General features: G+C 67.8%; 24 protein-coding genes and 1 tRNA gene. 12 read left to right on the top strand and 13 right to left on the bottom strand.

The genetic code is table 11. The annotated features are described in order from the left end of the window. Positions 1 to 44: 44 nt before the first annotated feature. Positions 45 to 119, top strand: a tRNA-Gly gene (locus A7X12_RS22025). 112 nt (positions 120 to 231) lie between these two features. Further along, positions 232 to 630 (top strand): DUF2147 domain-containing protein, encoded by a 399-nt coding sequence (locus A7X12_RS22020; protein WP_064313599.1) that lies wholly within the window; start codon positions 232 to 234, stop codon positions 628 to 630. A gap of 4 nt (positions 631 to 634) precedes the next feature. On the opposite strand, the gene A7X12_RS22015 is transcribed toward A7X12_RS22020, so the two are convergent. After that, positions 635 to 1,327: a FadR/GntR family transcriptional regulator gene (locus A7X12_RS22015; RefSeq protein WP_064313598.1), complete on the bottom strand. Its 693-nt coding sequence runs from the start codon at positions 1,325 to 1,327 to the stop codon at positions 635 to 637. A 63-nt stretch (positions 1,328 to 1,390) separates the two neighbouring features. Between A7X12_RS22015 and A7X12_RS22010 the strand changes: the two genes are divergently transcribed. The 5 genes from A7X12_RS22010 (at position 1,391) to nhaA (ending at position 7,723) form a co-directional block, all read left to right on the top strand. Next, positions 1,391 to 2,194: a DUF72 domain-containing protein gene (locus A7X12_RS22010; protein WP_064313597.1), complete on the top strand. Its 804-nt coding sequence runs from the start codon at positions 1,391 to 1,393 to the stop codon at positions 2,192 to 2,194. A 287-nt stretch (positions 2,195 to 2,481) separates the two neighbouring features. Next, positions 2,482 to 2,760, top strand: coding sequence for a FeoA family protein (locus A7X12_RS25290; protein ID WP_084445919.1), 279 nt, complete (start codon positions 2,482 to 2,484; stop codon positions 2,758 to 2,760). Further along, positions 2,757 to 4,613, top strand: a complete 1,857-nt coding sequence (gene feoB, locus A7X12_RS22000; protein ID WP_064313595.1) for a ferrous iron transporter B — start codon at positions 2,757 to 2,759, stop codon at positions 4,611 to 4,613. Before A7X12_RS25290 ends, feoB begins: the two co-directional genes overlap by 4 nt. A 74-nt stretch (positions 4,614 to 4,687) precedes the next feature. Then, on the top strand, positions 4,688 to 6,283 hold the full coding sequence (locus A7X12_RS21995) for a lysine--tRNA ligase (protein ID WP_064313594.1): 1,596 nt from the start codon (positions 4,688 to 4,690) through the stop codon (positions 6,281 to 6,283). 177 nt (positions 6,284 to 6,460) lie between these two features. Then, positions 6,461 to 7,723, top strand: coding sequence for a Na+/H+ antiporter NhaA (gene nhaA, locus A7X12_RS21990; RefSeq protein ID WP_064313593.1), 1,263 nt, complete (start codon positions 6,461 to 6,463; stop codon positions 7,721 to 7,723). Here the strand turns inward: nhaA and A7X12_RS21985 are convergent. Next, on the bottom strand, positions 7,624 to 8,742 hold the full coding sequence (locus tag A7X12_RS21985) for an MFS transporter (protein ID WP_064313592.1): 1,119 nt from the start codon (positions 8,740 to 8,742) through the stop codon (positions 7,624 to 7,626). The genes nhaA and A7X12_RS21985 overlap by 100 nt on opposite strands. A gap of 135 nt (positions 8,743 to 8,877) precedes the next feature. Then, positions 8,878 to 10,248 (bottom strand): APC family permease, encoded by a 1,371-nt coding sequence (locus tag A7X12_RS21980; protein WP_064313591.1) that lies wholly within the window; start codon positions 10,246 to 10,248, stop codon positions 8,878 to 8,880. Positions 10,249 to 10,339: 91 nt separating this feature from the next. Here A7X12_RS21980 and A7X12_RS21975 point away from each other — a divergent pair, with 91 nt between their 5' ends. From A7X12_RS21975 to A7X12_RS21965, 3 genes are all read left to right on the top strand, one after another. Further along, the gene (locus A7X12_RS21975; protein ID WP_064313590.1) at positions 10,340 to 10,915 is read left to right on the top strand and encodes a sigma-70 family RNA polymerase sigma factor; all 576 of its coding nucleotides are present in this window, start codon (positions 10,340 to 10,342) and stop codon (positions 10,913 to 10,915) included. Further along, positions 10,908 to 11,603 (top strand): anti-sigma factor, encoded by a 696-nt coding sequence (locus tag A7X12_RS21970; RefSeq protein ID WP_064313589.1) that lies wholly within the window; start codon positions 10,908 to 10,910, stop codon positions 11,601 to 11,603. Before A7X12_RS21975 ends, A7X12_RS21970 begins: the two co-directional genes overlap by 8 nt. An 86-nt stretch (positions 11,604 to 11,689) precedes the next feature. After that, positions 11,690 to 12,253, top strand: coding sequence for a fasciclin domain-containing protein (locus tag A7X12_RS21965; RefSeq protein ID WP_064313588.1), 564 nt, complete (start codon positions 11,690 to 11,692; stop codon positions 12,251 to 12,253). A gap of 152 nt (positions 12,254 to 12,405) precedes the next feature. On the opposite strand, the gene A7X12_RS21960 is transcribed toward A7X12_RS21965, so the two are convergent. From A7X12_RS21960 to A7X12_RS21940, 5 genes are all read right to left on the bottom strand, one after another. Further along, on the bottom strand, positions 12,406 to 13,335 hold the full coding sequence (locus tag A7X12_RS21960; RefSeq protein ID WP_064313587.1) for an electron transfer flavoprotein subunit alpha/FixB family protein: 930 nt from the start codon (positions 13,333 to 13,335) through the stop codon (positions 12,406 to 12,408). Then, a complete protein-coding gene (locus A7X12_RS21955) occupies positions 13,335 to 14,084 on the bottom strand; it encodes an electron transfer flavoprotein subunit beta/FixA family protein (protein WP_064313586.1) in 750 nt (249 codons plus the stop codon). The genes A7X12_RS21960 and A7X12_RS21955 overlap by 1 nt, the downstream gene beginning before the upstream one ends. Positions 14,085 to 14,144: 60 nt before the next feature. Next, on the bottom strand, positions 14,145 to 14,618 hold the full coding sequence (locus A7X12_RS21950; protein ID WP_064313585.1) for a GFA family protein: 474 nt from the start codon (positions 14,616 to 14,618) through the stop codon (positions 14,145 to 14,147). Continuing rightward, positions 14,615 to 15,814, bottom strand: coding sequence for an ADP-forming succinate--CoA ligase subunit beta (sucC, locus tag A7X12_RS21945; RefSeq protein ID WP_064313584.1), 1,200 nt, complete (start codon positions 15,812 to 15,814; stop codon positions 14,615 to 14,617). The genes A7X12_RS21950 and sucC overlap by 4 nt, the downstream gene beginning before the upstream one ends. 264 nt (positions 15,815 to 16,078) lie before the next feature. Then, positions 16,079 to 16,534, bottom strand: coding sequence for a peptidylprolyl isomerase (locus A7X12_RS21940; protein ID WP_064313583.1), 456 nt, complete (start codon positions 16,532 to 16,534; stop codon positions 16,079 to 16,081). Positions 16,535 to 16,649: 115 nt separating this feature from the next. On the opposite strand from A7X12_RS21940, the gene mgtE reads away from it, so the two are divergent. Together mgtE and A7X12_RS21930 are read left to right on the top strand one after the other, a co-directional pair. Continuing rightward, positions 16,650 to 18,053, top strand: a complete 1,404-nt coding sequence (gene mgtE / locus A7X12_RS21935) for a magnesium transporter (RefSeq protein ID WP_064313648.1) — start codon at positions 16,650 to 16,652, stop codon at positions 18,051 to 18,053. A 36-nt stretch (positions 18,054 to 18,089) separates the two neighbouring features. Next, positions 18,090 to 18,491 (top strand): DUF1489 family protein, encoded by a 402-nt coding sequence (locus tag A7X12_RS21930; RefSeq protein WP_064313582.1) that lies wholly within the window; start codon positions 18,090 to 18,092, stop codon positions 18,489 to 18,491. Between the two features lie 174 nt (positions 18,492 to 18,665). Here the strand turns inward: A7X12_RS21930 and A7X12_RS21925 are convergent, their stop codons facing one another. The 5 genes from A7X12_RS21925 to A7X12_RS21905 form a co-directional block, all read right to left on the bottom strand. Continuing rightward, positions 18,666 to 18,917: a hypothetical protein gene (locus A7X12_RS21925; protein WP_232318644.1), complete on the bottom strand. Its 252-nt coding sequence runs from the start codon at positions 18,915 to 18,917 to the stop codon at positions 18,666 to 18,668. A 77-nt stretch (positions 18,918 to 18,994) separates the two neighbouring features. Beyond that, entirely contained in the window at positions 18,995 to 20,956 is a 1,962-nt protein-coding gene (ftsH, locus tag A7X12_RS21920) for an ATP-dependent zinc metalloprotease FtsH (protein WP_064313581.1), read from the bottom strand. A 68-nt stretch (positions 20,957 to 21,024) separates the two neighbouring features. Then, positions 21,025 to 22,038, bottom strand: a complete 1,014-nt coding sequence (tilS, locus tag A7X12_RS21915) for a tRNA lysidine(34) synthetase TilS (RefSeq protein ID WP_084445917.1) — start codon at positions 22,036 to 22,038, stop codon at positions 21,025 to 21,027. Beyond that, positions 22,016 to 22,939 (bottom strand): outer membrane protein assembly factor BamD, encoded by a 924-nt coding sequence (locus A7X12_RS21910; RefSeq protein ID WP_064313580.1) that lies wholly within the window; start codon positions 22,937 to 22,939, stop codon positions 22,016 to 22,018. Before A7X12_RS21910 ends, tilS begins: the two co-directional genes overlap by 23 nt. Positions 22,940 to 23,021: 82 nt before the next feature. Beyond that, on the bottom strand, positions 23,022 to 23,969 hold the full coding sequence (locus A7X12_RS21905) for a helix-turn-helix domain-containing protein (RefSeq protein ID WP_064313579.1): 948 nt from the start codon (positions 23,967 to 23,969) through the stop codon (positions 23,022 to 23,024). Between the last annotated feature and the right edge of the window lie 55 nt (positions 23,970 to 24,024).

Here is a 24,024-nt window from a genome sequence, read left to right as displayed (position 1 = left end):
ACCCGCCGAGAGCGCTTCGAAACGCTCCCGGCCACGACGCCAGAGCGGGCGTAGCTCAGGGGTAGAGCACAACCTTGCCAAGGTTGGGGTCGAGGGTTCGAATCCCTTCGCCCGCTCCAGCGGTCCCGGCGATAGCGCCGTTTTCCGCCATCATGATACATCGGGACGCACCGTCCTGGATACGATCGCGTAGCATGCTACAGGCCAGATCCCTGATTCGGGAGTTGTCCTATGCCCCCCCTGTCGTTGTTCCTCGTTGCCGCCATCGCGCTGGGTGCCCCCGCCGATCAGCCGGAGCCGAGCGTTTGGCGCAATCCCAGCAACAGCGTCCATGTCCGTGCGGCACCATGCGGTACCAATGGAATGTGCGCGACGGTGATCTGGGCCAGTGAGAAGGCCAAGGCCGATGCGCGGCGGGGTGGAACCGAGCAGCTGGTCGGCACGCAGCTGTTCCAGAACTTCAAGATCGTTCGCGAGGGGCTTTGGAAGGGCACGGTGTTCGTCCCGGACATCCACCAGCGCTTTTCCGGTACGGTGACGGTGATCGACGAGAATACCATCGTCGGCAAGGGCTGCGCGCTGCTCGGCGCGGTGTGCAAGTCGCAGACCTGGACACGCGTCCGCCCCTGACGGCTCAGGGCATCAGCCGCTTGCGCCCTTCCGACAGGTGCCAGCGCATCGCCAGCGCCGCGCCGTCGGCGTCCTGCGCGCGGATCGCCTCGACGATCGTCTCGTGCTCGCGCACCATCGCCGCGATCGGCTCGGCCTCGCGCAGTCGGGCGATGTCGACGCCGGCGCGCATGATTCGCATGGTTTCCTCGTGGAGATGCTCGAATGCCTTCTCGAAGGCGGGATTGGCGGTGGCGCGGAAGATCGCGCGGTGGAGGCGCCAATCCTCGTCATGCGCCGGATCGCTGGAGAGCAACGCCCTGCGCAGATCGGCCATCGCCGCCTCGATTTCCGCCAGCTGCTCGGGCGAGCGGCGGCGCGCGGCGAGCCGTGCGGCTTCCGATTCCAGCGCGAATCGCACCTCATAGGTGCCGAGCGTCGCGGAGAGTTCGTCGAATGCCATATGTGCGCCCAGCCGGAGCGACGGGCGCCGCATCACATAGGAGCCGGCGCCGCGCCGCGCCTCGGTGATGCCGTCGGCCGCCAGCCGCACCAGCGCCTCGCGGACGACCGTGCGCGACATGCCGAAGCTTTCCGCCAGCCGCGATTCGGAGGGCAGTCGGTCGCCGATGTTCAGCCCGCCAAGGATGATCTCGAAGATTCGGGAATAGGCGCGGTCGGCAAGGCGCTGGTCGGCAGGTGCGTGGTTTCGCAGCATAGGGCGGCACGATACTAAGGCCGGGAAAAATGGCGAGTCGTGCCATGGTCTTAGGAGAAGCCGATGTCCGCCACCCCCGCCCCTATCCGCGTCGGCATCGGCGGCTGGACGTTCGAGCCGTGGCGCGGCACCTTCTATCCGGACAAGCTGCCGCAGAAGCGCGAGCTGGAATATGCCGCGGCGGCGCTCACCGCGATCGAGATCAACGGCACCTATTACTCCACCTTCAAGCCCGCCAGCTTCGCGGGCTGGGCGGCGGCGGCGCCCGAGGGCTTCGTCTATACGGTGAAGGGATCGCGCTTCGTCACCAATCGCAAGGTGCTGGCCGAGGCGGGCGAATCGATCGCGCGCTTCTGCGGCCAGGGCGTCACCGAGCTGGGCGACAAGCTCGGGCCCATCTTCTGGCAGTTCATGGCGACCAAGAAATTCGATGCCGAGGATTTCGGCGCCTTCCTCAAGCTGCTGCCGGCCGCGCAGGACGGTGTGAAGCTGCGCCACGCGGTGCAGGTGCGGCACGACAGTTTCCACACGCCCGAGTTCGTCGCGTTGTGCCGTGCGGCGGGCGTGGGAATCGTCTTTGCCGACTCGCCGCAATATCCGGCAATCGCGGATGTCAGCGGCGACTTCGTCTATGCGCGGCTGGAAGCAGGCGAAGACGACAATGTCTTCTGCTACCCCGAGGCGGATCTGCCGCGTTGGGTGGAGGCCGCCAAACGCTGGGCGGCGGGCGGCCAGCCCGAAGGACTGCCCACCTTCGCGCCCGAGCCCGCCCCGGTGCAGCCGCGCGAAACCTTCGTCTTCTTCATCCATGGCGGCAAGGTGCGCGCGCCGGCAGGTGCCCAAGCGCTCATCCGTCGACTCGAATGACCGAAGCACCCTTTACGGCGGCACTTCGTTGATCATGGGCAACCCCAGGAGGCCCCGCATGATTCACGATCCGGAACAGCAGCAGCCGCAGGACGACGAAGCCGAGGCAATGGAAGAGGCGCAGAAGGACGCCGCCGAAGAGCGCGAGGAAGAAGGCGGCTATCAATAACGGCGTTCGGGCGTGGCTGCGGGGTATACCGCGCTACACCCTGCCCCCGATGTTGGGCCTGATCCCATGGCGTTCAAGGTCTAGCCAAGCGGCTGCGTAATTGATAATCACTCGCAGCATGAACGCCCCTGCTGCGATCCCCGTGCCCGTACGTCTTGCCCAGCTGCATCGCCATGCCCCCGGCACCGTTGCCGGTGTCGACTGGGATCGACTTGCTGAACCCGAAGCGCGCCGCCTGCGCGAACTGGGTCTCGATGAAGGGGTGGAAGTGGAGCTGCTCCACCGTTCCGGGCTGTTCGGGGGCCCTCTCGCCTGCCGGATCGGCCGCATGACTGTGGCTCTCCGCCGCCATGTCGCCGCCGCGATTCATGTGACGCCGCTGGCCAAGCACGCATGAACACCACGCCATTGGTTGCGCTGGTCGGCAATCCCAATGCCGGCAAGAGCGCGCTGTTCAATGCGCTGACCGGCGCGCGGCAAAAGGTCGGCAATTATCCCGGTGTCACCGTCGAGCGCCATTCGGGGCGCATGGCGCTGCCCGATGGCCGCCCGATCGAGCTGGTCGACCTGCCCGGCGCCTATAGCCTGGACCCCGGCAGTCCCGATGAGCAGGTGACCCGCGACGTGCTGCTCGGCCGCCAGCAGGGCGAGCGGCTGCCCGACGCGATCCTCACCGTGGTCGACGCGTCCAATCTCGACAACCATCTCCGCTTCACCCTCCAGCTGATCGCGCTGGGCCTGCCGATCGTGGTGGCGCTCAACATGGTCGATCTTGCCGAGCGCGACGGCTTGAAGCTCGACGCGGAAGCGCTTGAACGCGAGCTTGGCGTCCCCGTCGTCGCCACCGTCGCGGTGCGCCGTCGCGGGCTCGATGCGCTCAAGGAACGGATGGGCGAGATGGTCAAGGGCGTGACCAAGATCCGCCCCTCGGCAGGCGTGCAGCACGACATCGTCCTGCTCCAGCGCCGCGCTCGCCAGATCGCCACCGCCGTCACCGTGTCGGAAACCGCCGCGCGTCGCTGGACGCACCGGCTCGACGCGTTGTTCCTCCATCCGGTCGCCGGGCCGATCATCCTGCTCGGCACGATGTTCCTGATGTTCCAGGCGGTGTTCGCCTGGTCGCAGGTGCCGATCGGCTGGATCGAGGACGGGATGAAGTGGCTCGGCGCCGAAGTCGGCACCGCACTGCCCGACGGCATATTCCGTTCGCTGATCGTCGACGGCGTGATCGCCGGCGTCGGCGCGGTGGTGGTGTTCCTGCCGCAGATCCTGATCCTGTTCGCCTTCATCCTGGTGCTGGAGGCGACCGGCTATATGGTGCGCGCCGCCTTCCTGATGGACCGGGTGATGGCGAGCGTGGGGCTTTCGGGCCGTGCGTTCATCCCGCTGCTTTCCAGCTTCGCCTGCGCGGTGCCGGGGATCATGGCGACGCGCACCATATCCGACGAGAAGGACCGGCTGACCACGATCCTGATCGCGCCGCTGATGACCTGCTCCGCGCGCCTGCCGGTCTACACCATCATCATCGGCGCGCTGATCCCCGATCGCGCGGTGCTGCCCGGCATGGGGTTGCAGGGGCTCGTGCTGTTCGCGCTCTATATCCTGGGTATCCTCGGCGCCTTCGTCGTCGCGCTGGTGCTGCGGCGCACGGTGACCAAGGGCGCGACCTCGGGCTTCATGATGGAGATGCCGAAATACCAATGGCCGAGCGCGCGCGACGTGCTGCTCGGGCTCTGGCAGCGGGCGCTGATCTTCCTGAAGCGTGCCGGCACGATCATTCTCTACACCACAGTCATCCTGTGGGCGCTCCTGAGCTTCCCCAAGCCGCCTGAAGGCAGCGGTATCTCCAAGGTCGATTATTCGATCGCCGGGCGGATCGGCAGCGGGCTGGAGAAGATCGTCGCCCCGATCGGCTTCAACCGCGACATGGCGCTGGCGGTGATCCCGGCGATGGCGGCGCGCGAAGTCGCGGTCGCGGCGATCGGCACCGTCTATGCCGTCGACAATCCCGATGACGCAGCGGGGGAGGAGTCGATCCGCGAACAGCTCCAGAAGCATTGGAGCCTGCCGAGCGCGCTCGCTTTCCTGATGTGGTTCGTGTTCGCGCCGCAGTGCATCTCGACGATCGCGGTCACCCGGCGCGAGACCAACGGGTGGAAATGGCCGGCCTTCATGATCGGCTATCTGTTCGCGCTCGCCTATGTCGCGGCGGGGATCACCTATTGGAGCGCGGTGGGCCTGGGCCTCTGACCTGATCCTCCACCTGGCGGGGGAGGATCGCAGGAATTGCATCCCCGGGCTGAAAACGGCAGAGGCAGGGGACTATGAGCACCATAACCCCCGAACTCCGCGCAGCTGCGCTCGTCTCCAAGGCCTGGCCCTATGAAGAGGCGCGCAAGCTGCTGAAACGCTATCCCCAGATTGCTGAGGGTGGCGCGCCGGAGAAAGGCCATGTGCTGTTCGAGACCGGCTATGGCCCCTCGGGGCTGCCGCATATCGGCACGTTCAACGAAGTGCTGCGCACCACCATGGTCCGCCGCGCCTTCGAGAGCCTGTGCGACGTCCCCACCCGCCTGATCGCGTTCAGCGACGACATGGACGGCCTGCGCAAGGTGCCGGACAATGTGCCCAACCAGGCGATGCTGCGCGAACATCTCGGCAAGCCGCTGACCGAGGTGCCCGATCCGTTCGAAAAGTACGAAAGCTTCGCGCATCACAACAATGCGCGGCTGCGCGAATTCCTCGACCAGTTCGGCTTCGACTATGAGTTCGCCTCCTCGACCGACTATTACACCGGCGGCCGCTTCGACGACGCGCTGAAGGGCGTGCTGCGGCACTATCAGGGCATCATGGACGTGATGCTGCCGACGCTCCGCGCCGAGCGCCAGGCGACCTATTCGCCCGTCCTGCCGATCAGCCCCAAGTCGGGCATCGTGCTGCAGGTGCCGGTCGAGGTGGTCGATGCCGAGGCGGGCCTGATCGCCTTCGAGGATGAGGGCGAGCGGATCGTCCAGTCGGTGCTCGGCGGCAAGGCCAAGCTCCAGTGGAAGGTCGACTGGGCGATGCGCTGGGTCGCGCTCGACGTCGATTACGAGATGGCGGGCAAGGACCTGATCGATTCGGTCACCCAGTCGGGCAAGATCGCCCGCGTGCTCGGCGGCCGTCCGCCCGAAGGCTTCAACTATGAGATGTTCCTCGACGAGAAGGGCGAGAAGATCTCCAAGTCCAAGGGCAACGGCCTCAGCCTCGAACAATGGCTGACCTATGGCCCGGAGGAAAGCATCGCCTTCTACGCCTATCGCGAGCCGAAAAAGGCCAAGCAGCTGCATCTGGGCGTGATCCCGCGCGCGATCGATGAATATTGGCAGTTCCGTGGCAATTATGCCGGCCAGGCGGTGGAGCAGCGGCTGGGCAACCCGGTCCACCATATCCACAATGGCGAGCCGCCGGCGGAGACGCTGCCGGTCACCTTCGGGCTGCTGCTCAACCTGGTCGGCGTGATGGGCGAGGCGACCAAGGAGCAGGTCTGGGGCTATCTTACGAACTATGTCCCGGACGCGAATCCGGAAACCTATCCGGCGCTCGACCGTCTGATCGGCTATGCGCTTGCCTATGCCCGCGATTTCGTCGCCCCGACGCTCAAGAAGCGTGCGCCGGTGGGGGTCGAGATCGACGCCTTGAAGCGACTCGACGCCGAACTCGCTGCCCTGCCCGCCGACGCGACCGCGGAAGCGATCCAGGACCAGGTGTACGAGATCGGCAAGACCGGCGGCTTCGAGAACCTGCGCGACTGGTTCAAGGCGCTGTACGAGACGCTGCTCGGCTCCGAACAGGGCCCGCGCATGGGCAGCTTCATCGCGCTGTACGGCATCGCGAACAGCCGCAAGCTGATCGCCGAGGCGCTGGCGAAGGTGGCCTGATTGGGCGCGTAAGATAAGCGTTTCCTCCCCCGCCAGGGGGAGGTGGCGCCAAAGGCGACGGAGGGGGAGGAAGCACGACGGCCTCTGTGCTGGCATCCTCCCCCTCCGACCCGCTCGCGCGGGCCACCTCCCCCTGGCGGGGGGAGGATACGCTGACTGTCAGGGAGGTCCGAATTGATGCGACGCCGAATCCGCCATATCCGATCGGCGACGCGTGCCTTCCTCCATGGTGAGGCTGCGGGGGGTATCGCCCTCATCGCCGCCGCGGCGCTGGCGATGCTGGCTGCGAATCTGTCCGGCGTCTCCGAAATCTATTTCCACACGCTGCACCTGCAGACCGGCCCGGTGATCGCGCCGCTTTACGGTCCGATGACGGTCCATCTGTGGATCAACGACGGCCTGATGGCGGTGTTCTTCCTGCTCGTCGGGCTCGAGATAAAGCGCGAGTTCGTCGACGGGCGACTGGCGAGCTGGGACCGCCGTCGCCTGCCGGTGATTGCCGCTGCCGCGGGAATGGCGGTGCCGGCGCTGGTCTATCTGCTGATCGCCGGCCGTACGCCGGGCGTGACCAGCGGCTGGGCGATTCCGGCTGCGACCGACATCGCCTTCGCGATCGGCGTGCTGGCGATTCTCGGCAGCCGCGCACCCGCCGCGCTCAAGCTGTTCCTGACGACGGTGGCGATCGTCGACGACATGGGCGCCGTCGCGATCATCGCAGTGGCCTACACCGCGCATATCGACCTGATCGCGCTCGCCGGCGCAGCCGTGGTCCTCGGCGTGATGATCGCCTGCAACCGCTTCGGCGTGCGCCACCTTGCCGTGTATCTGGCGCTGGCAGTGGTGCTGTGGGTGCTCGTGTTCCAGTCGGGCGTGCATGCGACCATCGCCGGCGTCGCCGCGGCGATGACCATCCCGCTCGTCAAGTCCCCCGCCGCGCCTGACGCGGTGGACTCGCCGCTCCACCGGCTGGAGCATGCGCTGCATCCCTGGTCGGCGTTCCTGATCGTGCCGCTGTTCGGCTTCGCCAACGCCGGCGTGTCGTTCGAGGGGCTGTCGCCCTCGATCCTGCTGGAGCCGTTGCCGCTCGGCATCGCCGCGGGGCTGTTCCTCGGCAAGCAGCTCGGCATCTTCGGCAGCATCTGGCTGGCGGTGAAGACGGGCATCGCCAAGCGCCCCGGCAATGCCGGCTGGCGGCAGATCTACGGCGTGTCGCTGCTCGCCGGCATCGGCTTCACGATGAGCCTGTTCATCGGCGGCCTCGCCTTTCCGGGCAACGAACTGCTCGTCGACGAGGTGAAGATCGGCGTGCTGCTCGGCTCGGTCCTGTCCGCGGTGGCGGGTTACGCGGTCCTGCGATCGACCAGCACCGCCACGCCCAAAATCGCCAACCCGCCCAGCGCCAGCAGCGCGCCGACCCAGCCGGTCGACGTCCAGCCGTAACCGGCGGCGATCGCGAGCCCGCCCAGCCAGGGGCCGAGCGCGTTGGCGGTGTTGAATGCGGAGTGGTTGAGCGCGGCCGCCAGCGCCTGCGCCTCGCCGGCGACGTCCATCAGCCGGGTCTGGAGCACCGGGCCCAGCGCCCCGGCAAAGCCGATCGCGAACACGTCGATCGACATCCACACCAGCGAGTGCGCCGCCAGCGGATAGAGCGACAGCGCGACGGCACTGGCGAGCAGCAGCGCGGCGCCCGTCGGCATCAGCGCGCGATCGGCAAAGCGCGGCACGACGATATTGCCGGCGATCATTCCCATGCCGAACACGCCCAGCACCAGCGGCACCGCCCAGGGCGGCGTGCCGGTGACGTGCATCAGCGTCGAGGCGACATAGGTGTAGACGCAGAACAGTCCACCGAACCCGATCGCGCTGACGCCGAGCGTCAGCCACACCTGTCCGTTCGCCAGGGCGCTGAGCTCCCGCAGCGGGCTTGCGCCCTGCTCCGGACGGTCCTTCGGTGCCAGCCAGACGACGAGCGCGACGGTCAGCAGCGCCAGCGCAGCGACAACCGCAAAGCCCCAGCGCCAACCCACAGCCTGCCCCAGCCAGTTGGCCGCCGGCACCCCCAATACGGTGGCGACCGACAGCCCGAGCATGATTCGCCCGACGGCCTGCGAGCGCTGGTCATAGGGCACCAGCGACGCCGCCACGAGGGCGGCAATGCCGAAATAGGCGCCGTGCGGCAGGCCGCTCAGGAAGCGGAACAGCAGCATCCAGTGATAGGTCGGCGCCAGCGCGCTCAGCGCGTTGAACAGCGCGAAGCTGGCCATCAGCGCGATCAGCAACGTCCGCCGCGACCATTTCGCCGCCGCGACCGCCAGCAATGGTGCGCCGACCACCACGCCCAGCGCATAGGCGCTGATCACATGGCCCGCGGTGGGCTCGTCGATGCCAAGACCCTTGGAGAAATAGGGCACGAGGCTCATCGTCGCGAATTCGGTGGTGCCGATGGCGAATCCGCCCATGGCGAGCGCAAAGTGGACCAGACCCGGCGCGCGGGTGGCGGAGCGTTGAACGGGAGCGTGCACGGTTCGCAAATGGGTTTGCTGCAGTGCAGCGTCAATCGAAAAGCCGTGCAAGTGCAAATGCTTTGCGCGCAATCAAGGACGGGCAGAAAGGCGTGCGACCCAGCCCCGTCGCCGCAGGACCAGCGCGTAATAGAGCAGGGAGGCGAGGATTTGCGCGGCGGTAGCGAGCAGTGCGGGCCGCCCTTCCTCCGGATCCAGCCAGTTCAGCCACGCGATGGCCGCCAGCACCAGCAGCGTCACCACCGCGGCGATCGGGTGGAGCGGCATGCGATACGGCGCATGCGCGGTGGTCGCGCGGCGTCGCCCGGCGATCGCGGCAAAGGCGAGGCCGGCATAGATGGCAATAAGGCCGGTGCCGCTCAGTACCAGCAACAGCCGGAGCGGCAGAAAGCAGGCCGCGATGCCGATCGCCCCCGAGGCGAGCGTCGCGCGCGCGGGTGATCCGAAGCGTGGGTGGATCGCCGCCAGCCAGGCATCGAGCGGCCGGCCCCAGCTGTCGTCGCGCGCGGTGGCGAAGAAGAAACGGCCGTTGGCGAGGATGCAGGCGATCACCGCGTTGACGATCGCGATGGCGATGCCGATCGTCACCCACAGGCTGGGAACGGCGCCGCCCAGAGCCCGGACGAAGCCGCCGAACGGATCCTCGGCGGTGAGGAAGCCGGCGAGATCGGGCGCGGCGATCAGCGCGGCGAGGATCGGCACCACCTCCAGCAGCAGTGCGCCGAGCAGGGCCAGGAGGATCGACTGGGCGATCCGCTGCGGCGCTGCGTGCATTTCCTCGCCGAAATAGACGGCGGCCCCATAGCCGTTGAGCGCGAAAACCGCGATCGAGGTCGCAAGGCCGATATTCGCCGCCGTGGCGGGCACCAGCGCCGTGCCGACGGGCGCCACCGGGTGCAGCAGCAACGTGGCGAGGTCGCGCAACGGCGCGTGCAGGCCGAGCGCCAGGATCACCAGCACCGCCGCGACCTCGGCCGCCAGGAAGCTGCCGGTCAGCACCGCGTTGAACCGGACGTTGAGGACGCCCAGCAGCGTCGAGGCGATCAGCACCGCGATCGCGAGCGGCACGGCCGGCAACCCAGGCAGCACGGTGGATGCCACCGATGCGATGCCCAGTGCGGCGACGGGCGGGAAGAGCAGATTGTTGCAGGCGTTGACGCCCAGCATCACAAACCCCGCCCCGGGCCCGAGCGTCTGCCCGACCATCACATATTCGCCGCCCGCCACAGGGAAGGCGGAGGACAGCTCGGCATAGATCAGCGCGGTACAAAGGCAGACCAGCCCCGCAATCCCCAGCGCGATCAGCGCGCCGGTGCCGGCGATCTGCAACATCCCCGGCACGATCACGAACAGCGACGAGGCGGGCGTGGTGATCGACAGGGTCAGGAACAGCACGCCGGCGGTACCCAGGCTGCGGTCGAGCTGCGTCTTCGGATCGGTCATCGGTCCCCCTGGGCGTGGAGCGTGGCGGTACGGCATGATGTCGTCAATCACGCCGGCTTGCCCTGCCTGCGCGATACGCTAGGTTGCGCGCGTGGCTTCTCCCATCCCTTCGGCCGGCGACGGCGCGCGAGCCCGGCTCGCTCACGCGCTTGGCGAGGTCGCGGGCGGTGACCGCAAGGCGCTAAAAACCGTCTATGATCTGACAGCGGCGAAGCTGATGGGCGTCTGCCTCCGTATCTGCCAGGACCGCGAGGCCGCAGAGGATGTGATGCAGGACGTGTATCTGAAGGTTTGGGATCGGGCAGGGCGCTTTGATGCGTCGCGCGCCAGCCCCATCACCTGGCTGTGCACGATTGCCCGCAACACCGCGATCGACTGGCGTCGTGCGCGCGGGTTGCGCGAGACCGCCCCGGTCGAGGCGGCGCTGGAGCTTGCCGATGGCCGCCCTACCGCCGAGGCGCTGCTCGAAGCGGGGGAGACGCAGGCGCGTATCTTCGACTGTATCGAAGCGCTGGACGAAAAGCCGCGTGGGGCGATCCGCGCCGCCTTCTTCCAGGGCCGCACCTATCCCGAACTCGCCGCCGCTGCCGCGGTGCCGCTGGGCACGATGAAGAGCTGGATCCGGCGCGGACTGCTGCAATTGCGCGGGTGCCTCGGCGATGGCTGAGCCGCTGCGCCCCGAAGAGGAAGATATCGCGCTTGCTGCCGAGCTGGCCTTGGGGCTGCTGGAGGGAGACGATCTCGCCGCCGCGCGTCGGCGCCAGCTCGCGGACCCTGCATTCGCCGTAGCGGTGGAGCGCTGGGTGCTCGATTTCGCGCCGCTGGCGCTCGGCGGGGTCGACGTGGCCGCCCCGGCCGGGCTGTGGGAGCGGATCGAGGCGCGACTGCCCGGCGAGGCGCACGGCGCGGTCGTCGCGCTGCGGCGCTGGCGCGCGACGGCGATCGCCACGAGCGCGGCCGCGGCGGTGCTGCTCGCGATCCTGCTGCTCCGCCCGGTGCCGCAGCCGGTGGTGCTGCCGCCGCCGCCGGTCGTCGTCGCGCAGATCACCGGCACGGCGGGCGCGGCCTTTGCGGCGCGCTATGATGCCGAGCAGGGCATGCTCCACGTCCGTACCGAGGCGATGCCGTCCAGCCGCCGCGCGCCCGAGCTGTGGGTGATCCCGGCGGGGGGCAAGCCGGTGTCGCTGGGCCTGGTCGCTTCGCAGGGCAATCGCGACATGGCGGTGGCGCCGGCGCATCGCCAGCTGCTTGCCGAGGGCGCTACGCTGGCGGTGACGATGGAAGACGCCGCCACCGCGCCGCATGCCGGCCCCAGCGGCCCGCCGGTCGCGGCAGGAAAAATCACGATTCTTTAAGAGTCGCTGCATCCGGGGGGCGGCGCCCCCCGTAGCTCCCACGCATCTCCGCAAAAGAGGGGTGCGTAGCAAGAGGAAGCTAGAAGATGCGCAAGACCCGTCTCGCCTCGGTCACCGGAATCGTCGGTGCCGCGCTGCTCGCCACCGGCGCGGTTGCCGCCGTGCAGAAATTCCCGATGGTCGGGGGTGCCGCGATGTATCCGACCAAGAACATCGTCCAGAATGCGGTGAACTCGAAGGACCACACCACGCTGGTCGCCGCCGTGAAGGCTGCCGGCCTGGTGGAGACGCTGTCGGGTCCGGGCCCCTTCACCGTCTTCGCGCCGACCAACGCCGCCTTCGCCAAGCTGCCCGCCGGCACCGTCGACACGCTGGTGAAGCCCGAGAACAAGGCGACGCTGACCAAGATCCTCACCTACCATGTCGTCGCCGGCAAGATGAGCGCGGCGCAGATCGCCGCGAACGCCAAGGCGCATGGCGGCAAGGCGACGCTGACCACGGTCGAGGGGGAGCCGATCACGATCATGAAGGGCCCGAGCGGCGGCTGGTGGATCCAGGACGCCAAGGGCGGCAAGGCCAAGATCACCATCGCCGACGTCAACCAGTCGAACGGCGTGATCCACGTGATCGACAGCGTCCTCATGCCCTGAGGCTGTCGAGGGGTCTCGCGCGCTCCCCCCTTTGGGCGAGGCCCCGGCCCGCCGGCGACCCTTCTTGCCGGCGGGCCTATCACCTCAACCAACCTACGAAAAAGGGCGGTCACACCATCGGTGGACCGCCCTTTTCCTTGAAGGTCACCGGCTCAGAGCTTGTCGGTCAGCTCCGGCACCAGCGTGAACAGGTCGCCGACCAGGCCGATATCCGCCACCTGGAAGATGGGGGCGTCCTCGTCCTTGTTGATCGCGACGATCGTCTTCGAATCCTTCATGCCGGCGAGGTGCTGGATCGCCCCCGAGATGCCGACCGCGACATAGACCTGCGGCGCGACGATCTTGCCGGTCTGGCCGACCTGATAGTCGTTCGGCGCATAGCCCGCGTCGACCGCCGCGCGGCTGGCACCGACCGCGGCACCGAGCTTGTCGGCCAGCGGATCGATCAGCGCGTGGAACTGCTCCGACGAGCCGAGTGCGCGACCGCCCGAGACGATGATCTTGGCGCTGGTCAGCTCCGGCCGCTCCGAGGCGGCGATCTCGGCGCCGACGAAGGTCGAGAGACCCTTGTCGCCTGCGACTGCGACGGCTTCCACCGTGCCGCTGCCGCCGGTCGTCGCCGCCTTGTCGAACGCGGTGCCGCGCACGGTGATCACCAGCTTCTTGTCGCTGGTTTGCACGGTAGCGATCGCGTTGCCGGCATAGATCGGCCGGGTGAAGGTGTCCGCACCCTCGACCGAGAGGATGTCCGAGATCTGCATCACGTCGAGCGCGGCGGCGATGCGCGGTGCCACATTCTTGCCCGTGGTGGTCGCCGGGAACAGCACGGCGTCGTGGGCATCCATCAGCTGGACGATCAGCGGCGCGACATTCTCGGCGAGGAAATGCTCATACGCGGCATCATCGGCGACATGGACCTTGCCCACGCCGGCGATCTGCGCGGCGGCTTCCGCCACGCCCGAAACGCCCTTGCCGGCGACGAGCAGATGCACTTCCCCCAGCTTGGCAGCTGCGGTGACGGTGGAGAGCGTCGCGTCCTTGACGCTCTGATTGTCGTGTTCGACCCAAACCAGCGTCTTCATCACGCGACTCCCATGCCCTTGAGCTTCTCGACCAGTTCGTCGACCGAACCCACCTTGATGCCGGCCTGGCGCTTGGCCGGCTCGACGACCTTCAGCGTCGTGAGGCGCGGCGTGATGTCGACGCCATAGTCGGCGACGGTCTTCTTCGCGACCGGCTTGGTCTTCGCCTTCATGATGTTCGGCAGCGTCGCATAGCGCGGCTCGTTGAGGCGCAGATCGGTGGTGACGATCGCGGGCAGCTTGAGGTCCACGGTCTCAAGCCCACCGTCGATCTCGCGCGTCACATGCACGCGGTCACCGGCGATCTCGACCTTCGAGGCGAAGGTGCCCTGCGCCCAGCCGAGCAGCGCGGCGAGCATCTGGCCGGTCTGGTTCGAATCGTCGTCGATCGCCTGCTTGCCGAGGATGATCAGCCCGGGCTGCTCCTCTTCCGCGACCTTGGCGAGCAGCTTGGCCACCGCCAGCGGCTCCACCGTCTCGTCGGTCTGGATCAGGATGCCGCGATCGGCACCCATCGCGCGCGCGGTCAGCAGCACATCGGTTTCCGCCTTGGCGACCCCGATCGTGACGACGACGATCTCGGTCGCCGCGCCCTTCTCCTTCAGCCGCACCGCTTCCTCGATCGCGATCTCGTCGAAGGGGTTCATGCTCATCTTGACGTTCGCCAGATCGACGCCCGTCCCGTCCGCTTTCACGCGGGGCTTCACGTTGTAATCAAGCACGCGCTTGACCGGTACCAGGACCTTCATTCGCATCCTTCCTGTCTGTCAGGGCTATCCCCTGCCAATTGGGTTACGTTTACGCGAACGTCAACCGCTCGCAAGCGATTCGGCGTACGCAGGGATCAGCGTGCCGAAGGATTCCGGAGGCGGGAATTTTGGATAGCTGTACGAAGCGCCAGTCTCGGCCCAGGGCAGCGCCTCCTCGGTCCAGGTCTCGAGGAAGGGCGGGGCGGACATCGGCGCATCGAGCATCGTCGTGCGAATGTTCACGAAGGCGTCCAGACCCTCGGGCCGGGTGAACAGCCAGCTTTTGCAATGCTCGCAGAAGAAATGCCGGGTGGCGCCGTGCAGGCCGCCGAGTACGGGTTCGCCTTGCGTCACCGCGAACGCTTCCGCCGGGTAGAGGCCGCTCAGCGAATAGGCGCTGGCGGTCATGCGCTGGCAGCCGGTGCAGTGGCAGGCCATGGTGACGAGCGCATCGCCCGTCACCCGGAACCGCACGCGGCCGCAGCGGCAGCCGCCATCGACCGTCTTCACAGCCGAGGCGGCCGCGTCGCTCACGCCGCGTTCTTGACCTCCGCCACGATCTTCTGGGCGGCATCGCCCAGGTCGTTGGCGGCGACGATCGGCAGACCGGAATTGGCCAGGATGTCCTTGCCCTGCTGGACGTTGGTGCCTTCGAGGCGGACGACCAGCGGCACCGAGAGGTTCACTTCCTTGGCGGCCGCGACAATGCCCTCGGCGATGATGTCGCAGCGCATGATGCCGCCGAAGATGTTGACCAGGATGCCCTTCACCGCCGGATCGCTCAGGATGATCTTGAACGCCGCGGTGACCTTCTCCTTGTTGGCGCCGCCGCCGACATCGAGGAAGTTGGCCGGGAACATGCCGTTCAGCTTGATGATGTCCATCGTCGCCATCGCCAGGCCGGCGCCGTTGACCATGCAGCCGATGTCGCCGTCGAGCTTGATATAGGCGAGGTCGTACTTCGACGCCTCGAGCTCCATCGGATCCTCTTCGGTCTCGTCGCGCAGCTCCATCAGGTCCTTGTGACGGTACATCGCGTTCGAATCGAAGCCGACCTTGGCGTCGAGCACCATCAGCTTGTTGTCGTCGGTGACGGCGAGCGGGTTGATCTCGATCTGCGAGGCATCGGTGCCGAGGAAGGTGTCGTACACCTTGCCGGCCAGGCTCTGCGCCTGCTTGGCGAGATCGCCCTCAAGGCCGAGCGCCTTGGCGACGGCGCGGCCGTGGTGCGGCATGAAGCCGGTCGCGGGATCGACGTCGAAGGTGTGGATCTTCTCCGGCGTGTCATGCGCGACGGTTTCGATGTCCATGCCGCCTTCGGTCGAGACGACGAAGGCGACGCGGCCGGTGGCGCGATCGACCAGCAGCGCGAGGTAGAATTCCTTGGCGATGTCGACACCGTCGGTGACGTACAGGCGGTTGACCTGCTTGCCGGCAGCGCCGGTCTGGATCGTCACCAGCGTGTTGCCGAGCATCTCGGTCGCGGCGTGACGGACTTCGTCCTCGGTCTTGGCGAGGCGGACACCGCCCTTGGCTTCGGCCGGCAGTTCCTTGAACTTGCCCTTGCCGCGGCCGCCGGCATGGATCTGCGCCTTCACGACATAGAGCGGCCCAGGCAGCTTCTTCGAGGCTTCGACGGCCTCTTCGACGCTCATCGCGGCAAAGCCGGCCGGCACGGGCACGCCGAACTTCGCGAGCAGTTCCTTGGCCTGATATTCGTGGATGTTCATGGGAGCAGTCCGCCTTTTCAAGGGAACGGGGAAAGGATCGCGCCCGCATAAGCACAGCGCGCGCGCGAAATCCACCCTTTTAGGGATTATTGAGATTGCGAATGGTTTGCAAGATGAGCGTCATTCGGAGGGAGCGCGCACCGCGGGGCTCGTCGGGCGCGCCATTCGATGATGCGTGAAGCGAGGCAATAGACGATTGCCCCGCTCCCGCCCCGCCCGCGCCGACGGGCCCCCCCTCCCCGGCGAGAAGAGGGTCTTGCAGCATCAAGCCTCGGTGCGCGCCTTGACGATCTTGCCGGGGCTCGCGGGCGGCTCGCCCTTGGGGAGCGCGTCGACATGCTCCATGCCTTCGACCACTTCGCCCCAGACGGTGTACTGGCCGTCGAGGAAGCTGGCATCGTCGAGGCAGATGAAGAACTGCGAGTTGGCGCTGTTCGGGTTCATCGTACGCGCCATGGAGCAGACGCCGCGCGCATGGCGCTCCTTCGAGAATTCCTGGGCGAGATCCGGCTTGTCCGAACCGCCCATGCCGGTGCCCGAGGGATCGCCGCCCTGCGCCATGAAACCGTCGATCACGCGGTGGAAGACCACGCCGTCATAGAAGCCTTCGTCAGCAAGGCCGGCGATGCGCTCCACATGCTTGGGCGCCAGGTCGGGACGAAGGCGAATGCGAACATCGCCGGTATCGAGCGTGAGTATGAGCGTCGTGGGTTCGGCCATGGGGCACCTCTTCTCTAAAACTGGAACGAAGCCCTAAGCGGTGCGCTGCCGACTTGCAAATCCGCGCTGGGGATGGCAGCGCCGCGACAAGAGCCGCAGCACGGGAGGTCGGACGGTGAGCGAGACCGAACTGCACGAAGAGGCCACCGCGCCAGAGAGCCAGCTGGACGAGGACGATCGGCTGAAGCCCGAATTCGTCAGCGCGGTTCTGGACGCGGTCGACGAAGGCGACAACGAGGCCGCGCATGCGCTGGTCGCGCCGCTCCACCCCGCCGATATCGCCGACCTGATCGAGCTGGTCCCGTCGGAGCAGCGCGCGGACGTCGTTACCGCCATCTCCGACCTGATCGACGGCGACGTGCTCGCCGAGATGAACGACTGGGTGCGCGAGGCGCTGGTCGACGCGCTGGAGCCGCACCAGGTCGCCGACCTCGCCGCCGAGCTCGATACCGACGACGCCGTCGCGATCATCGAGGACATGGATGTCGAGGACCAGCGCGAGGTGCTCCGCGCGCTCGACCCCGACGATCGCGCCGCGATCGAAGAGGCGCTGTCCTACCCCGAGGAGTCCGCCGGCCGCCTGATGCAGCGCGAGCTGATCGCGGTGCCCGAGCATTGGACCGTCGGTCATGTCCTGGATTACCTGCGCGGCAATGATTCGCTGACCACGGACTTCTGGGAAATCTTCGTCGTCGATCCCTCGCACAAGCCGATCGGCACCTGCGAGCTCTCCTGGATCCTGCGCACCCCGCGCGGCATCACGATCAGCGACGTGATGAAGCGCGAGCAGACCCTGATCCCGGTCGACATGGACCAGGAGGAAGTCGCGCTGCGCTTCCAGAAATACGCGCTGATCTCGGCGGCGGTGGTGGATCTGAGCGGGCGGCTGGTCGGCATGATCACGGTGGACGACATCGTCCACATCATCTCGCAGGAAGCCGGCGAGGATATTCTCCGCCTCTCCGGCGCCGGCGAGGGCGACATCAACGAGCCGGTGCTGCTGACGGTCAAGACGCGCCTGACCTGGCTGTTCGTCAACCTCGGCACCGCGATCCTCGCGGCATCGGTGGTGGGGCTGTTCCAGGGGGAGATCGCCAAGTTCGCGTTGCTGGCGGTGCTGATGCCGATCGTCTCCGGCATGGGCGGCAATGCGGGCACGCAAACGCTGGCGGTGGTGGTGCGGGCGATCGCGACGAACCAGCTGACCGAATCGAACACCATTCGCATGATCCTGCGCGAGCTGCGCATCGCCGCGGCCAACGGCCTGTCGCTCGGACTGGCGATCGGCGCGGGTACCATGCTGATCTACGGCATCCCCTGGCTGGCAGCGGTGATCGCGATGGCGATGGTGATCAACAATCTGATCGCCGGCATGGCAGGCGTGCTGATCCCGGTGACCCTCGATCGGCTGCGCGTCGATCCGGCGGTCGCCTCGGCGGTGTTCGTGACGATGATGACCGACGTGATGGGGTTCTTCTCGTTCCTGGGTCTCGCGACGCTTGTCGGCCTCGGCAGCTGACTTGATCGCGGGGCACGGACCGCCCAAATCCCCTGCGTGCCACTCCATCTCACCAAGGTCGCCTTTGCCTGCGACAGCGTCGACGTCCTTCGTGCCCGGCTGGAGGCGCGTGCCGCCCTCGGGGGCGTCGCCCTCACCACGCGCTATCTGCCGAAGCGGCATGCGGAAATCGACGGCGGCTCGCTATTCTGGATCCTCAAGCACCAGCTGATCGGCCGCTCGCCGATCCTGGGCTTCGGCGAAGCGGAAGGGGGGCGCACCGCCATCCTCCTCGAACCGCAGCTGATCCTCGTCCAGGCGCGACCGAAGCGCGCGCACCAGGGCTGGCGCTATCTGGAAGCAACCGATGCGCCGCCGGACCTGAGCGATTCGGACGGCGGCGTCGACACGCTGCCCGCGTCGCTGATGGGAGAGCTGGCGGGGCTCGGCCTGCTGTAACCGCGCAGCCCTGTGCAGGCACCTGAGGCAAGGCGGATGGAGTCGCACGCCTGACGGATCAGGCGCAGGGGAAACGCTGCTGCATCATGGCAGCGAAGGCGGCCCTGACGCTGGTCCCCCGCTGCGCCGGCGGTATCTTCTCGAACGCTGCGATCAGGTCGTTGCTGCCCATCTTCACCGTGCCCTTGGGCGAGGGCAGCTGCTCGGCTTCCTGCCCGCCGCGGCCGCCGCCGCAAGGTTGCCGCGATAGGCGGTGGAAGCGCCGTTGATCTCCTGCTTCAGCAGGCCGATGTCCGACGAGACCATCGCCATCGCACCCTTGGCCTGGAGCGCGTGCCCCTTGGCGAGAAACTCGGCCACGCTCATCGTCTGCGCGGGCGCCGCCATGAGCATCCGTCCGCCCGCGGCCAGAAACCGTCGTCGCATAGGAAAAACGCTCCCGGGAAGGGGTCCCGGGAGCGTTTTCTATCCTAGCGACGCTGGCCCTAGCGCTGCCGGAGGGCTCACGCCCCCTGCGGTGCCGGATTGCCGAACGGATCCTTGAGCTTGCGCGTCTTGGGGATCGAGGTGCCGCCCACCGCCGGCATGCCCGGCGTGCCGGTGGGATCGCCGCGATCCAGCGTCTCCCCGGCGATCAGCTTCTTGATCTCCTCGCCGGTCAGCGTCTCATATTCGAGCAGCGCCAGCGCGATGGTGTGGAGCTGGTCGGTATGGTCGCCCAGGATCTGCCGCGCGCGGTTAAGGCCCTTCTCGACGAAGCGCTTCACCTCGGCGTCGATCATGCGCGCCGTCTCGTCCGACATCGGCTTGGATCGCTGCACCGAATAGCCGGTGAAGCTGTCCTCGCTTTCGGAGAAGTCGAGCGGGCCCAGCGTGTCCGACAGGCCCCATTTGGTGACCATCGCGCGGGCGAGACGGGTCGCCTGCATGATGTCGTTCGAGGCGCCCGAGCTGACCTTGTCATAGCCGAAGATCAGTTCCTCGGCGACGCGGCCGCCGAACGCCACGGCGATATCGGCGTGCATCTTGTCGCGGTGATAGCTGTACGAATCGCGCTCCGGCAGCGGCTGCACCATGCCCAGCGCAAAGCCGCGCGGGATGATCGTCGCCTTGTGGATCGGATCGGCGGTCGGCTCGTGCGCGAACACCAGGGCGTGGCCGGCTTCGTGATAGGCGGTCATCCGCTTCTCGTCGTCGGTCATCACCATGCTGCGGCGCTCGGCACCCATCAGCACCTTGTCGCGGGCATCGTCGAATTCCTGCGCCGCCACCAGCCGCTTGCCGCGACGGGCCGCGAGCAGCGCCGCCTCGTTGACGAGGTTGGCGAGATCGGCACCCGAAAAGCCCGGCGTGCCGCGCGCAATTACGCGGGCATCGACGTCGGGCGCGATCGGCACCTTCTTCATATGGACCTGCAGGATCTTCACGCGGCCCTCGATATCGGGGCGCGGCACCTGCACCTGGCGGTCGAAGCGGCCCGGACGCAGCAGCGCCGGATCGAGCACGTCGGGGCGGTTGGTCGCGGCGACGATGATGATGCCTTCGTTCGCCTCGAAGCCGTCCATCTCGACCAGCAGCTGGTTCAGCGTCTGCTCGCGCTCGTCATTCTGGTTGCCCAGCCCTGCGCCGCGCGAACGGCCGACCGCGTCGATTTCGTCGATGAAGACGATGCACGGCGCCGACTTCTTGGCCTGCTCGAACATGTCGCGGACGCGGCTCGCGCCGACGCCGACGAACATCTCGACGAAGTCCGAACCCGAAATGGTGAAGAAGGGCACGCCCGCCTCGCCCGCGATCGCGCGGGCAAGCAGCGTCTTGCCGGTACCGGGCGAGCCGACCAGCAGCGCACCCTTGGGGATCTTGCCGCCGAGCCGTGCGAACTTCGACGGGTCCTTGAGGAACTCGACGATTTCCTGCAGCTCGTCGCGCGCCTCGTCGATGCCCGCGACGTCGTCGAAGGTGACCTTGCCTTCCTTCTGCGTCAGCAGGCGGGCGCGGCTCTTGCCGAAGCCCATCGCGCCGGAGCCCGAATTCTTCTGCATCTGGCGCAGCACGAAAAAGGCGATGCCGAGGAAGAGCAGGAAGGGCAGCGACTGGACGAGGATATACTGCCAGATCGACGGCGAATCTTCCGGACGCGCGTTCATCACCACGCCCTTGGCGCGCAGCGTCTCGACGAGCTTGGCGTCGCCGGGGTTGTTCGTGCGGAACTTGCCCTCGCTGGTGGTACCGGTGATGACGCCGGAGCCAACCGAGATGTTGACGTCCTTCACATCGCCCGACTGCACCTTGTCGAGGAAGGTCGAATAGGGGATCGCATTGCCCGTGGGCTGCGCGGTGCGGGTGTCGAACAGCGTGACGAACAACGCCAGGGCTGCGAGGATTCCCACCCAGATGAGCAGGCTCTTCATCCAGGGGTTGTTCCCCCCGTTTTCCGGACCCTGCTGCTTGCCGTTTTCGCTCATCGTGTACCCGGTACCTTTCCAGCCCTAAGATAGGCATGGCGGCGTTAATGACAATGGAACAACGTCGATCACGGTGATCGGTGCGGGGGGGCTGGTGCGAAGCGCCAGCGGGGCCCCGGCCGCACCACGACTCCGGCCAATGTCGCCACCGCTCCGGCATCGACCGCCGCGATGAGGCGGTCAAGCCCGGAACCGCGCGGAGGCGGGACGTCGTTTACCATCTTGAGCGCCCGAGCCACCAGGCGTCGGCGCAGTTCGGCGGGCAGGCCGTCCAGATCGAGGAGCAGTTGGGCGTCCGCGGTCTCCGCGCGCGCGCGCCATTCCCGATCGATGACCCATGCGAGCGCAGTCTCGGCGTCGCGCAGATTGGCCGCGGCGCGCGCGAGGCGTGCGGGCGGCAGGTCGGGGCTGTCGGCAAGCAGGCTGCGGATGCGGCTGCGATCGAAGCGCGGATGCCGGTTCGATGGATCCTCGACGGCGTCGATGCCGGCGGCATCGACGATCGCTGCGAGCTCGGTGCGGGACCAGCCGAGCAGCGGCCGGACGAGCAGGGTGGAATCGGCGACGCGAAGCGGTCGGCTGGGCAGCATCGCGGCAAGGCCCCCCAGCCCGGCCCCGCGGCGGGCTCGCAGCAGGAAGGTTTCGGCGAGATCGTCCTGCTGGTGCGCCACCGCGACCCAGGGCGCGCGGCACGTCGCTGCCCAATCGGCCAGGGCGCGATAGCGCATCGCGCGGGCGCGATCCTGGAGATTGCCGCGCACCAGCATTTCGGGGCGAAGCGGAAGCACGGCGTGCGGCACGCCGATACGCGCGCAGAGCATGCCGACGAACGCGGCTTCCCGGGCGGATTCGGTGCGCAAGCCATGATCGACCGTGGCCGCGACGACGCCGCCCGGGAAGGCCGCGCGCGCCAGCAGCAGCAATGCGAGGCTGTCCGCGCCGCCCGAAACGGCAACGCCGACCGGTGCCCCGGCGCCGGGTGTCTGCCCGGCGACCGCGCGCCAGTCGGCGAGGAAGCGGGCGACGGTCGCGCCCGCGATTGCGTCGATCGGCGACGCGTTACTTGCAGCGCTGATCCGCACGGCCCTTGGCGACGCCAGCGCGCATTTCTGCCGAGAGCCCGGGGCCATAGACCTTGTTCAGCTCGTCATACACCTTGCAGACCTCGCCGGAGGGCTTGTTCAGCTTCACCAGCGCCTGGGCGAGATAATAGAGGCTGTCCGGCGCGCGTTCGCCGTTCGGGTCCTTAGTATAGTTCTCGTACAGCGCCACCGCGGCGAGGCTGGGCTTGTTATCGTCGAGATAGGCGCGGCCGAGCAGGTTGCGCGCAAAGCTGGCGCGCTTGCCGGTCGGATATTTGGCCTTGTACTGCTCCAGCGCCTTGGCCGCTTCCGGATAGAGCTTCGCCTGCCACAGGCGGAAGCCATAGAGGTACAGGTCCTCGCCCGCATCCCCCGTGCTCGGCTTCTCCACCGCCGCCACCTTGGCCGCGCGATCGCCGGTCGGCCTGGCCGATGTGGCCGGTGCCGGCGCCGGCCCGGAATCCCCCGAGGCCGCGACGTCGCCGTCGGTCGGCGCGGCGTCGGTCGCGACGGGCGGCGCCTCGAGTGCCTTCACCCGCGCATCGGTCGCGGCCTTGTAGGCGCCGAACGACTCTTCGAGCTGCCGCAGGCGATACTGGTTCTGCTCGATCTGGCCGGTCATGGTCTGGATCTGGCTTTCCAGGGCGGCGACGCGCTCGGTCAGGTCGGCGAGCGGGGTCGTGGCGGGTACGCCCGGCGGGGTCGTGTCGACCTGCTGGGTAATCTGGGGCTCCACGGTCATGCCGGCACCGCCGGGGAAGACCTTGCGCTGCACCGCGCGCATCTCGCGCTCCAGCTTGTCGACGCGCTGGCCGACATTGCCGTCCTGGGCTTGCGCCATCGCGGAGCCGTTGAAGCCGAACGCGGCAAAGGCCAGTGCCGCTGCGAGAGCAATACGCATCGTCGATAATTCCCTCAGCGCCCCCCGGGGAACGGAGGCGTGGCGCCGCTATAGCCAAGCGGCGCCCGCTTGCGCCACCCCCTCAGGGGTTCGGCGTGTCGCCGCCGGGTGTCGTGCCGCCCGTGGGCGCCGACGGGGTCGCGATGCCCTCCGAAGGGGGCGACGTGCGATCGCGACGGCGCGGCGCGCGTTCGCGCAGCGGCATGGCCGCCGCGGCCGCCGCGCCCGGCGTCGGCGAAGGGGTGGCGCCCGGCTGGCCGCGTGCTCGGAGCGCCGCGGAGGTCAGTTCGGCCTCGACGACCTTTACCTCTGTGCCGAGCGGTGCGATCTCGCTGCCGTTCAGCAAGACCTGCAGCTGGTCCGGGCGGCCGGTGCGGACGCGCGGATGATCGGCGTCGTCGGGCACTTCATAGCGCTCGCCGGCGGTCAGTTCCTTTTCGGCCAGCCGCTTGCCGGTCGCGTCGGTCACGCGGATCCAGGCCGGGCCGCGTGCGACCAGCGTCACATGCTCGACGGCGGGAACCGTCGGGCTCGGCGCGGGAGCAGGCGCGCTCGGCGTGGGGGTAGGCGCGACCTCGAACTGCTGGGCAACCCCGTCGCCCTGCGCCGCGCCGCCGCGGAACCAGTTGGTGCCGTACCAGATGCCGATGCCCGCCACGAGCACCAGCGCGACGATGACGCCGAACCACACGATACCGCCGGGTGCTGCGCGCGACGGTTCCTGCAGCGGATATTCGGGGGTGAGAACGGGGCGTTCGATCTGGCCCAGCTCGCCGCGCACGTCGCGGGCGATCGCGACTTCGTCGATATTCACCGCCCGCGCATAGGCCTTGGCGAAACCGGTCGCATAGGTGATCGACGGCAGCCCCGAATAGGTGCCCTGCTCGATCGCCTCGAGATGGCGCTGCGGGATGCGGGTGCGCGCGGCGATCTCGGGCAGGTCCAGTCCCAAGGCTTCGCGTGCGGCACGCAGGCGTTCGCCGGGGCGCACGGTGGACGAGGTGGACTCTTCGGGCGTTTCGCCTTGCATTCTTTCCTCCGGCGGACGCGTTAGACCCTGGAACGACCGCCTTATCGTGCAGGGG

Origin of the sequence: Sphingomonas sp. TDK1 (assembly GCF_001650735.1) — a bacterium.
In the GTDB taxonomy this organism is placed as follows: Bacteria; Pseudomonadota; Alphaproteobacteria; order Sphingomonadales; family Sphingomonadaceae; genus Sphingomonas.
Note: the sequence above shows the minus strand (reverse complement) of the source record. Positions and strands in the feature narration are given on the sequence as shown.